This is a genomic window from Enterobacter cloacae complex sp. IR5450, from assembly GCF_049238665.1.
In the GTDB taxonomy this organism is placed as follows: domain Bacteria; phylum Pseudomonadota; class Gammaproteobacteria; order Enterobacterales; family Enterobacteriaceae; genus Enterobacter; species Enterobacter hormaechei_C.
Window position 1 is genome coordinate 115,413 of the sequence record NZ_JBMKIC010000010.1, and the last position, 11,798, is coordinate 127,210.

Consider the following 11,798-nt stretch of genomic DNA (forward strand, 5'->3'; position numbering starts at 1 on the left):
AGATCGACACTGGTCTCCGGTACATGGAAGGAGATGGTGAGGTCGTAGCGCGCTTCAGAATCATCGCGTTCCAGAGCGCATCGTGTTATCCCCTAACACTGCTTCCAGGCAAGCGATTTGGTTGTTGGGAAGGGAAGGGCAAAGCTTGTAGGAGCTATATCTTAGTTGCCAGAGCCTTGAGCGCGGGAGTCCGCTTTGTGCCAAGAGCAGACGCTGGTAATTCGTGCCTAATATACTTCACTTAACTTATATCCCAGCTTTGATACAGATCATACAAATTAAATGCCCCAGTAATTGGCAGGCTGAGTAACTTAAAACTCCTTAGAATATAGGATGATTTGTATCGGCACTCATTCCACCATGCATTCCGATTAATCCCGCATAGCCAGTTGAACTTTGCTACTCTGTGAGAGGTAGTACCTTCTATCCAGTGCGGATTTAATTAATGGAATAAATGATTATGAGTGAAAATGATACAACCCCAAAGAAGTCTACAAGCCAGGTTAACAAAGCGGTATTCTTTACATCTGCTTTGCTAATTTTCCTTCTTGTCGCCTTTGCCGCCGTATTTCCGGATGTCGCCGACAAAAATTTTAAACTACTTCAGCAACAAATCTTCACGAATGCCAGCTGGTTCTACATACTTGCTGTGGCCCTGATTTTACTGAGCGTCACGTTCCTTGGACTCTCACGTTACGGTGATATAAAGCTGGGCCCAGACCATGCGCAGCCTGATTTCAGCTACCACTCCTGGTTCGCGATGCTTTTTTCGGCAGGGATGGGGATCGGCCTGATGTTCTTTGGCGTTGCCGAACCTGTGATGCATTATCTTTCGCCACCTGTCGGCACTCCAGAGACCGTTGCGGCAGCGAAGGAAGCCATGCGCCTGACGTTCTTCCACTGGGGTCTGCACGCATGGGCAATTTATGCCATCGTGGCGCTGATTCTGGCCTTTTTCAGTTACCGTCACGGTCTGCCTTTAACGCTGCGTTCTGCGCTCTATCCCATTATCGGCGATCGCATTTACGGGCCTATAGGCCACGCGGTTGATATCTTCGCCGTGATAGGCACTGTCTTTGGCGTTGCAACATCGCTGGGTTACGGTGTATTGCAGGTGAATGCCGGTTTGAACCATCTTTTCGGCGTGCCCATCAATGAAACGGTACAGGTCATTTTGATCGTGGTCATCACGGGGTTAGCGACGATTTCGGTGGTGTCCGGCCTGGACAAGGGAATACGCATCCTGTCTGAGCTTAATCTGGGCCTGGCGGTGTTGCTCCTGGCGCTGGTCTTGTGCCTGGGTCCCACTGTGCTTCTGCTGAAGTCATTTGTGGAAAATACGGGTGGTTATCTGTCGGAACTGGTGAGTAAAACGTTCAACCTTTACGCGTATGAACCCAAGTCGAGCAACTGGCTGGGGGGCTGGACATTATTATACTGGGGATGGTGGCTTTCATGGTCGCCGTTTGTAGGTATGTTCATTGCACGCGTTTCCCGCGGCAGGACAATTCGTGAGTTCGTGACTGGCGTGTTGTTTGTTCCCGCCGGCTTTACGCTCATGTGGATGACGGTGTTTGGAAACAGCGCCATCTATCTCATCATGAACCAGGGCGCCACTGACCTCGCCAATACCGTTCAGCAGGATGTTGCGCTTGCCCTGTTTAATTTCCTGGAGCATTTCCCGTTCTCTTCCGTGCTGTCATTCATTGCAATGGCGATGGTCATCGTCTTCTTTGTAACGTCTGCTGATTCGGGGGCAATGGTTGTGGATACTCTGGCATCAGGTGGGGTGGCAAACACGCCCGTCTGGCAGCGAATTTTCTGGGCATTGCTCATGGGCGTTGTTGCTATTGCCCTGCTGATCGCAGGGGGGCTGAGTGCGTTGCAAACCGTAACGATAGCGAGTGCATTGCCCTTCTCAGTTATCTTATTAATATCCATATACGGACTGTTAAAAGCCCTGCGTCGGGATTTGACCAAGCGTGAAAGCCTTAGCATGGCGACTATTGCTCCTACGGCTGCACGTAACCCAATTCCCTGGCAGAGAAGGTTACGCAATATCGCGTATTTGCCGAAGCGCTCTCTTGTGAAACGTTTTATGGACGACATTATCCAACCCGCCATGACGCTGGTTCAGGAGGAACTTAACAAGCAGGGAACGATAAGCCACATCAGTGACGCCGCCGAGGATCGTATTCGCCTTGAAGTCGATTTGGGCAACGAGCTGAATTATATATATGAAGTGAGGCTTCGCGGGTATAACTCACCGACCTTCGCGCTCGCTGCGCTGGATAATGATGAGCAGCAGAGTGAACAACATCGATATTATCGCGCTGAAGTCTATCTCAAAGAGGGCGGCCAAAATTATGATGTAATGGGCTGGAATCAGGAACAGCTGATTAATGACATACTGGACCAGTACGAAAAACACCTGCACTTCCTGCATCTGGTTCGTTAACAGCAACATGCCGCCACAGAGGCGGCATTTATTTATCCCGGCTGCAATATGAGGGAATGCAGAATGATTTCACGCTGGAAATGGATGCTGAAGCAGACATTTAAAAAACTATGGTTCAGGGCAACGTTATTCGCAATTGTCGCAATAATAACGGCCCTTTTATCAATTCTTTTTAAATCAATGATACCTGAGTCGGTTTCCGTGAAGGTTGGTGCGGAAGCAGTCGATAACATTCTGAACATACTGGCATCGAGTATGCTGGCAGTGACCACATTTTCGCTGAGCATCATGGTCACAGCCTACGGTTCAGCCACTACTAATGTGACTCCCAGAGCTACTCGTTTAGTTGTTGAAGACGTCACCACACAAAATGTACTGGCCACCTTCATCGGTTCTTTTCTCTTCAGTCTGGTAGGGATTATTGCCCTCAATATGGGAGCTTATGGAGAAAGGGGGAGAGTCATTTTATTCATTGTAACACTGGTTGTCATTGCCTTAATCCTCATCACATTGCTTCGCTGGATACAGCATTTGACCTCTCTGGGGAGGGTTGGTGAGACAACGGCAAAAGTAGAACAGGCGGCCATCGAAACATTTATTGCGAGAGCAAGAAATCCCTGTCTCGGCGGATATCCATGGCTTGAGAACAATGAACAGCCGAAAGGAACGGTTGCAGTTTATCCGAAAAAGATTGGCTATGTTGAATATGTTGATATGGTGAAACTCAGCAAGCTGCTGACCAATGATCCCCGTCATGTATACCTCGTGGCGCAGCCGGGCAGTTTCATACATCCGTCCACGCCAGTTTTGTACCTGAGTCAGGGCCAGGAGTCATCAATCAGCACCGATTTACTTGAGACGATTATTGTCTCGGATGTACGTTCATTTGCTCAGGACCCCCGATTTTGTCTTAGCGTCATGGCCGAAATAGCCTGCCGAGCCCTTTCCCCCGCAGTGAACGATCCTGGAACCGCCATTGATGTCATTGGCAGAGGTGTACGTATACTTTCCGCTTACGCGCAGAATAAATCTGATGAAATAGAAGTGAAATATCCTTCTGTACATGTTGCACCACTTCAGAATAACGATCTACTTGAAGACTTTTTCTCACCTGTTGCGCGCGATGGTGCCAGTATGAGGGAAATTCAGATAAGGGTCCTTAAAGGACTGTCGATGCTGAGTAAGGGTTGGCCTGGAATTTTTGCTGAAGCCGCACAAACCCTAGCATTTGAAACATTAGAGCATGCTACTCGTGCTGACCATATAGATTCTGACAGATATCTAATAAAATCAATTTATTATAATTTATTTAGTGGCGAAGATTCTAATAAAAAACCATAGTTGCGGAGCAAGCGATACGGTTGTTGGCAAGTCAAGGGCAAAGCATTCGCGTGAGAGTGGGCGTCTGCTTTGTGCCAAAAGCAGACATTGATAACATTGAAATATGTTAATTGATAGGGAGCAGGTCAATAACGATTTCTGATGACTTATTCCCTTGTGAGCTGGATTCGTGAGCCGTTCTCGCCAGCCTTATTTGCCTGGAGGGAGAAGCTGAAAGGTCAGTCGCGCCGCCCGGGCCCTCACAGGTTTTAACCTGAATGCGCTCCAACGTATAGATTTAACATTGGGCAACTGCGAATCTCGCAAGGATCTGCCAGCCACGCGCCTGAAATTCTTGAAGCTAACGCTTAAGCACATCCCCTTCTGATTCAGCAGGTTGCAGCAAGTGTATTTTTGAATCCGGATCTCATCCATTCGGGATAGCCCTGCCAGGCATTAAAACATGGCGTGCGTTAAATACCTGTTACTGATGGCGATGAAATTTTTAGCATTTCAGGTTTTGTGCCCGACTCAATTGGGAGTAAAGTGCCTTAAAATGATACAAAAAATATTGACTACGTTGTCTAAGGGATGGTGAATGGACGCCTGTATTCATATTTACAGCGATGAAGACGATGTTCGGGAGAGAGCGCGGGCTCACGACAACGCTCGGGATATTTATGCTCATGACTGCGGACAGTTGCCTTTTGGCACGCTTGACCCCAGAGCATTCGAATTAATCGTCCGGGATTTATTTGATGAGAAAAAGGTTGAGGCGACCTGGGACTGGTATGACACTGCCTTTCGGATAAACGATGGTTCCGATAACGGTATAGACGTTCAACTGATGAAAGACCGAGTGATTGCGGGCATCGTACAATGTAAACGGTACAGTTCGAAAGCGTTTACCATGCCAGAAGTTCGCGATGAGTGGATAAAAATCTGCCTGCGCAGTCTGGTGATAAGTGATTTGCTTCCTCCTGACGGTCTCCCATTCCGCTATATTCTCGTAGTTTCTGATAACGTTAACGGCGAAACACAGCAGTATTTCCAGCGAAACTCTACTGCGCTGGCCGATCTTATCGGACGAAAAACGGATTACCTCAAAGCACTGGTTGCCGTCCGGGACAAATATGCGTTGCTCAGAAAATCCCCGCTGCTTAAGGAAAAAACCGGACAGGCATTATATGACATGGTGTATCCGCAGTTTGAGCGACTGAATATTGAGCTTTACACCCGTGAATCGCTCTCGCCACTTGTGCGTGCGTCCGACAACCTCATGAGCATCTATTTTCGCCGTGAAGTGTATTTTTCTCAACAGAGCGTTCTGGATTTTTTCCGGGAGGTTTATCCAGAGGGCGCTATTGCGGCGGATGTACGCGCCATGCATGCAGAAAACGTTTATACCCATTACGGAAATGAAAACCTGTTATCCGCAGGCCGGCTGAACGCATTTATTTTTCCTGCGGGTGAAAGACTTTCTGTGCGTATGCTGGGCGAATTCCTAAAAGATAAAATGCCCGAGGTGGCCGGAAACTATCCGGTCATGCTGGTCTGCCCCGCGAATGCTTTTGACCCTGCTGACCAGTGCTCCATTGATGCGCTTATCAGTGAATGTCAGGGCACCGTTATTTTACAGGCAGGCTGCGGCATCGTGCCCGGTACCATGCTAAACACCTGGAAAAACGACGGCTGGCTTTCTGCTGACAGCGAGGGCCTTTACCCGGGAAGGGCTCAGTATCAGGCGGGCTGGTGCTGGGTAAAGTCCGGTGTAGGCGATATTCACCGCTTTATTTTACTGGAAACCTGCGACTGCGATGCCGCGCTGAGTTATGCAGGGCGCGCGCTTCGCCTGGCGTTTAATGATGTGAATCTCTGGCCCGTTCTGAACACCGATTATTACACTCCGGCCGGTTCTTCCGGCACGGTACTGGATGACCGTCTCTCTCTGAGCATTGCTGATGACGGTCACCGGCGACCCAACGTCCTTCTGGTCTCATCATCCTGTGCGCTGACACAGGAGCATTTTAACGCACAAATCCGCCGTTTTGAGAGCCTACGGCAGAAGCGTTTTCTAGGGGTCATTTTCTGCCATCAGTCACAAGTGGAGATTACGGACGGCATACGTTATGCCTCAGGAATTTACCCAGCCAGTGCAGGTGATGATCTTTTGCACGCCGATAACGGGCCGATTCCGGCCCTGTTAATCCGGGATAAGAGCGTGACCTCTGCGATGTTTTGTCTTCGGTTTAATTCGGCGGGTGATGAATTTACCGCGACATCCTCTTACATGTGGCAATGGCACAATGGGTGTTTTTACGAGGTAGCCGATGGTATACAACTTGAGCTTCAGCGGGTGCTGCTGGATCCCTTCACTGATCCCCCGCAATTCCTTGTACAGGAGGGGGTGAATGCATTTCGGCATGTGCTGGTGACATGTGCCCCTCCCTATGCCGGCTATTTTGTTCATTATGCACTGAGCGGGCCCAGGTCCTATGTCTATCCGCAGGTGAACACATTCCTTCAACAGCGCCGGGGCATTCGTAAAGTGATCAGAGCGCTAAGCTACCTTTCAATGCACCCCAGCCTCAGCTGGAACGGTAATCATGCCGTGACGGGGCATCTTTTATGGAACGGTGTGGGGACACCTGAGTCCGTGATGGGATGGTTACCTGATGAAATGAGTGACACGCAGGTTGACGCCATACTGACCCAATGGATACAGGATGGGGGGGAGCATTGCGACCTGAGCGTGTTTGCTGATGTGGAAGAGGACCTACCTTCACACGGTCGTTCAATCCGACAGGATCTAACTCGCGCCAATATTGCTGAACCTGCGGCGGAGGCTGACTCCTTCGCTGCGCCACGTTCAACGCGCAGAGCCTGGCTTTTCCCCCTTAATCCTCTGCTCAGCCGGACGCGAAATGACGATCCGGCTGAGCTTGAGTGCTATCTGAGCAATTTATGGACGGTAAAAAATGGATAGTTTGATTGCTGAATTTGAAACAAAAGCAGCCTTTGCCGGATTCTTCAGGAAAACATTTCCGGCAGAATACCTTGAGGGTTTGTCTGAAGGCAGTCTTTACTGGGAATCCGAATATGCATGCATGCTGCTGTGGCCTTTAAACGCGAAACCTGACCAGATGGAAAGAGAATTGATCGTCAGCGAAAGGATTGCGGACGCTATGGCCCGGACTCGTGAAGGCACGGGTAGGGTCATTGATGCAAGCGTAATATATGCGATGCCGTCAGTTCACTGTGTCCCTGACGGCATGATTACAGATATTGAGCAGAATACCCGTCTGGTCAGAAAGCATTTCGTGTGGATGGAAAATGGGGAGTGGAAACGCATCGGTCGCGTCACAATGCTGGGGCTTGCCCCGCTGGAGCAGCGGGGAATCTCTGCCGTAGACCTTAGGGTCACAGGCAGCACGCAAGCGCTTCTGGCTGAATTTGAGTCGGGAAATTCCCCGCGTGCTATCGCCCTGAACCATGGAAGTAAGTGGGAGAGCAGCGATGTATAATCTTCAGATATTAAACGTGACGATCAGCCGTTTTAGGGGAATACCCGGAAAGGTGACCATTCCGCTTAACTCGGGACTGACCGTTATTTATGCCGCAAATGGTACGGGAAAAAGCACGCTTTGTCAGGCGGTGGAGTGGTTACTGACGGGCATATTACCTGACGTTTCAGAAAGTTCGCTGACCTGTAAGTGGGGGGATGGAGAAACCTTTGTTGCCGCAGACTGCATTATCAACGGTCAGCAGTATCGGCTAACGCGCACGCTGAAGGGACTGGAGAAGTCCGACGGACAGGTCATCACTCAATGCAACACCCTGTCTCTTCTTAGCCTACTCTCTCCGAAGGAAATTGGTGCGGGCAAGAACCGTCCCCAGGCGGTTCTGACAAAGCAGGCCTGGCTTCGCAATAGCCGGTGGCTTTATTCTAATGCCTTATCCCTGCTGGTCGATGAATCGCAAGCCGAACAGCGTTCACAGGTCTTTGCCAACATTCTGGGGTACGGACATCTCATACCTCTACAGCAGTCCATCAACAGTTATCTCCAGTATCTGCCCGGTGTCAGCCAGTTGACACAGCGGCTAGACCGTCTCCGGGAAGAGCTCCGCGCCGTCAATGAGGCTGAAAAAGTAAATGAACCTGCGTCAGATGCGGCTGAGCTGATTTCGCAGCTTGCCGTCAGTCTGAATTCCGGGTTGGACAAGTCAAATCATGAAACCTTCCTTCAACGTGCGCAAACGGATATAGCGGAATACAGACGTGAGACGGAAAATTATGGAGCCATCTGTCTTGATGTTTCAGCCCGGTGGGAAGCCTTTGAGCATGCATCCGGAGAGGAGCAGCAGTTACGCACCCGAATCCTTGTGCATCGCACCGCATGGCAGGATGCCAACCAGAAGCATCAACATGCCGGGGAGCAAAAACTACGTGACGACGGTCAGGTTCGGGAACTAGACACGCGGCTGAAATGGATGGCTGCGCAAGGATCCCTGGCGCAGGATTATGCTCAAATAATGCAGCAGGCGGGTGTCAGCGCAAATCACCGTTTCACGGATACGCAGCTGCTTGAAAACTACTTTGAAAAGGGTATCCCGTCAGGCGCGTTGCAGGGCTATCACGAAGAACTGAGTCGCTACCTGGATGTGGCACGCAGTGTGTATATTTCAGGACAGGCTCGTGAGGAATGGCAGTCTCGTATCAGGCGCGTGTCGCGGGATGAGGTTGTCGCGTTACGTGTTAAAGAACAACAGGCAGCGGATGAACTTAAGCGGATGACATACTCGGTCAGGGCTCTGGATGATCAGACCGCTGAACTGCACGCACTGGGATTGCAGCTTGTCAGTCAGGTACAGGGGAGCTGTTGTCCGCTCTGCACGCATGACTGGGTTAAAAATGAACGTTTATTAACTGCGTTACGTACGGCCCGCGACAGGCTTTCTCCTGAAGCACAGGCGCTGAATGTGCAGCTTGAGCAAATGCGCAGTGATTATGCGGGCATGGAAGAGATGCTCAGGGAAAAGGAAGGCTTATTGCGTGATGCAGACGCCTTTTCAGCATCCCTTGCCGCAGCGGAGAGCAAGCTCAGTGAGGCATTTAGGGCGCATTGCAATAGTGTCTTTTTTGAGGAGAGCGAAATAACTTCATCTTCACCCGAACAGTTATCTCAGTTTATCGCTCACTTGGACCTGTCTGCACGTTATGCAGCGTTCAGGGAGAGGCTACTTGCCGCGGAAGCATTTCTAAAGACGGATACAGACGCAGTGGTCGAATTATCTGTCTACGACCGGTGCCAGTCTGTGCAGTCTTCGCTGGCGAAGATGAAGGATGATACTGACATTGCCCTCAAGACGGCGCGGCTGGCGCAGCAGGTATCCGAAATGGGGCTGAAGCAGACCGGGGAAGACGTCTCTAATAGCCTGCAACAAATAACGGCTGCAGAAGCGCAGCTTGTTGCTGTCCTTGCTGACCTTCAGTTCATCCAGACTCAGTGGAGAAAAGTCAGTGCTGCAGACCTGACAAAAGCGAATCTGCTCCAGTGTGAAGAGGCACATGCAAGCATGCAGAACCGCCTGAATCATCTGGAGACGCTATATGCACTGACTCAGACGGCCGTGGATCTGCACAGGACTATTTCATGCGCGGGAACGCTTCGCACCAGCATTGAGACGCTTGAGCGCAGGATAGATGAACACACACGCAGAAAGCGGGAAGGTGAGCAGGCCCGTGATGAGCTAGCATCCGAAATCGAACGTCTGACCAGCCTCAGTCTTAAGAATCTCATCGAACCTGCTTCGGAGATGTTTTCACGAATGCATGCCAATGAAGTTTACGACGGACTGAAAGTGGCAAAGGACGGCAAGCTGAGATGGAGGGCACTGACAGGTGAAAAAGCGGATGATGAACTTATTACGCAGGATTATTTCAGCCAGGGGCAGCGGCAGGATCTTGCACTGTCCCTATATCTTGCCAGAGCAAGGACCCTGGGCGGCACCTTCTTTCTTGATGAGCCTGTCGCTCACCTGGATGATATGAACCGGGTGGCTATGACGGATATTTTCAGGATGCTGACGATGCAGGAGAAGGGGCTTGGGTTAGTGCTGACGACGGCAAGCGACCCGCTGAGGCGCCACCTGAGACAAAAATTCTCGGCCCTCTCAGGCGATCGTGCATTGCTGAGCATTATCACCATGAACGGTAACCCTCGCCAGGGCGTCTCCTTTGACATTGAGCAGTATTAACACTGAGCGCAAACGTCTGGCCTGTGAGGTGCAGGCCAGGTTTACTCGTACCAAGTCGTAATATCTACGCTAAACTTATTAAGGTTAATGGAACTACCCAATGGTTGTTTAAATAGAACTTCCATTTCACTGTACACGGGAAACGAAGCTGGAATTTCAGCTCCATCACCTTTACGCCGATCGGATGCTGATCCGTACATTGAGCGCTCCAATACTCCCATCGATATGCATTCTCATAGAGCTTACGCCAATTTTAACAACAGAAATTTTTTCTGCTGTTATTTCCTCAATATACTGATGGGTAGATATTTACATTAACTCAACAACCGATTTGCTGTTTATTCTGTCGATCAGAACGCCATTGATATCATTGAAGAGCTTATAGGCAACTTCGGTTCTCAGCTCATCAATCTTATTAATAAAGTCAAGAAGGAGGAGGTTAATGCATAGCAGATACAAAGACCGAACCCTCATTCTAGAAGTTGAAGTTTTATAAAATTCTGTTATCCGTAGAAGTAACTCGATAGCTCGGCTGGGTATTGTTTTTCTAAGGTTATCATTTGGGCCAAATTGGCCTTGGCATTTAACTCTCCTGCAAGCATTCGAAAAACATTGTCAAAGCGATTTATCCTCCCTTCCTTCAAAGAGTACCGCTTTTCGCAGGCGCATACAAAACTCTTTATCTCCTCTAATAACTTATCGCTGACGGGGTTAATTTTAAGATAGTTTCCTGTTGGGCCGCATTTCTCAAACGAAAACTGATGCGCAGCTTGATTTCTCAAATCTTTCAGCAATTTGACAATTGAAAGAAGCTCATTGCTTAGTAGTTTCTCCTTTTCGCAAAAATCTATTTTTCTATTATATGTCATTTTATCAGCAAGATTATATGTGGTTTTTTTGCTGTCAGTTATTATCTTGTAAAGCATACCCTCTATATAAGCTGCATGAGAAATTATATCCGCTCGACACTCGAAATGCCCAATATCAGCATTGTGAGGGGGAATACTTATGCTATCAAATTCCTCGCCGTTCGAATGTGCTGAAAGTATAATTCGAATGAAGTGGGGAAAGTTAAGGCTCTCCAGCTTTAGCTTTGATTTTAAATCATGTTGGAACGCAATTCCGTACTCATTAGAGTACTGGGCGATAGCGAATGAGTCAGTGATTATTTCCCAGAATTGCGAAAATGGATATTTTAGTATTACTTTAGATGCACCTTCTTCAAGATGATGAGTTATATTGCCACTAATTGAAGCCCAGTGGAGTCTTTCGACTAAAATGAAAACATCTTCAGGTGAGAGCGTGCTGGATGTAAGTACTTCCTCTTTGCTAGAAAACGTCGCCTTATGTAACGTCTCGATTTGACCTGGTAGTGAGTGGTCTACATAGCCCTTAAGGTGGTAGTTTTCTGGAGTCCCCATATTGCCCTTACTCCTACAAAATTATTTGATTGTCTCAGCCGAGATAAGTTTTTTACCTGCGTTTCTGTGACATATCAACTTTTTCTAATCAAATTCTTAGATTGAAGCTCTGCGATAATTTTCAAAGTCGACGCGGAAGCGTAAACTTCAATCTTTTGGTCGACGTTTTTTCCATATTCTGGGCAGCAGGTGATCCTTCGCACTTCGCTGCTATTGGTCGAAACTGGGCCTCACTGGAGCCGAGGCTGCTTTATTAGATGAATCGCCACAGGTTTAACAGACACCTCAGAGTCATTTAAGATGACTTAAAGAGAGGTACCCATGAGCGGTAAGCGTTATCC

General features: G+C 48.9%; 7 protein-coding genes. 5 read left to right on the forward strand and 2 right to left on the reverse strand.

Annotated elements, in window-relative coordinates:
• Positions 1–460 precede the first annotated feature (460 nt).
• From ACOTYB_RS10745 to ACOTYB_RS10765, 5 genes are all read left to right on the forward strand, one after another.
• Entirely contained in the window at positions 461–2,458 is a 1,998-nt protein-coding gene (locus ACOTYB_RS10745; protein WP_005032116.1) for a BCCT family transporter, read from the forward strand.
• A 63-nt stretch (positions 2,459–2,521) separates the two neighbouring features.
• The gene (locus ACOTYB_RS10750) at positions 2,522–3,799 is read left to right on the forward strand and encodes a DUF2254 domain-containing protein (protein WP_000625667.1); all 1,278 of its coding nucleotides are present in this window, start codon (positions 2,522–2,524) and stop codon (positions 3,797–3,799) included.
• Positions 3,800–4,376: 577 nt separating this feature from the next.
• A complete protein-coding gene (locus ACOTYB_RS10755; RefSeq protein WP_421765805.1) occupies positions 4,377–6,764 on the forward strand; it encodes an ABC-three component system protein in 2,388 nt (795 codons plus the stop codon).
• The gene (locus ACOTYB_RS10760) at positions 6,757–7,302 is read left to right on the forward strand and encodes a hypothetical protein (RefSeq protein WP_040017492.1); all 546 of its coding nucleotides are present in this window, start codon (positions 6,757–6,759) and stop codon (positions 7,300–7,302) included. The genes ACOTYB_RS10755 and ACOTYB_RS10760 overlap by 8 nt, the downstream gene beginning before the upstream one ends.
• A gap of 16 nt (positions 7,303–7,318) precedes the next feature.
• Positions 7,319–10,036: an AAA family ATPase gene (locus ACOTYB_RS10765; protein ID WP_421765806.1), complete on the forward strand. Its 2,718-nt coding sequence runs from the start codon at positions 7,319–7,321 to the stop codon at positions 10,034–10,036.
• Positions 10,037–10,077: 41 nt separating this feature from the next.
• On the opposite strand, the gene ACOTYB_RS10770 is transcribed toward ACOTYB_RS10765, so the two are convergent.
• Both ACOTYB_RS10770 and ACOTYB_RS10775 read right to left on the reverse strand, forming a co-directional pair.
• A complete protein-coding gene (locus tag ACOTYB_RS10770) occupies positions 10,078–10,257 on the reverse strand; it encodes a hypothetical protein (protein WP_157903522.1) in 180 nt (59 codons plus the stop codon).
• Positions 10,258–10,539: 282 nt separating this feature from the next.
• Positions 10,540–11,457, reverse strand: a complete 918-nt coding sequence (locus ACOTYB_RS10775; protein ID WP_058671352.1) for a hypothetical protein — start codon at positions 11,455–11,457, stop codon at positions 10,540–10,542.
• Positions 11,458–11,798: the final 341 nt, after the last annotated feature.

Coding starts and splice junctions, on each gene's coding strand:
- ACOTYB_RS10760 (WP_040017492.1), top strand. CDS start 6,757: ATGGATAGTTTGATTGCTGAATTTGAAACAAAAGCAGCCTTTGCCGGA.
- ACOTYB_RS10775 (WP_058671352.1), bottom strand. CDS start 11,457: ATGGGGACTCCAGAAAACTACCACCTTAAGGGCTATGTAGACCACTCA.
- ACOTYB_RS10745 (WP_005032116.1), top strand. CDS start 461: ATGAGTGAAAATGATACAACCCCAAAGAAGTCTACAAGCCAGGTTAAC.
- ACOTYB_RS10755 (WP_421765805.1), top strand. CDS start 4,377: ATGGACGCCTGTATTCATATTTACAGCGATGAAGACGATGTTCGGGAG.
- ACOTYB_RS10770 (WP_157903522.1), bottom strand. CDS start 10,257: ATGGGAGTATTGGAGCGCTCAATGTACGGATCAGCATCCGATCGGCGT.
- ACOTYB_RS10750 (WP_000625667.1), top strand. CDS start 2,522: ATGATTTCACGCTGGAAATGGATGCTGAAGCAGACATTTAAAAAACTA.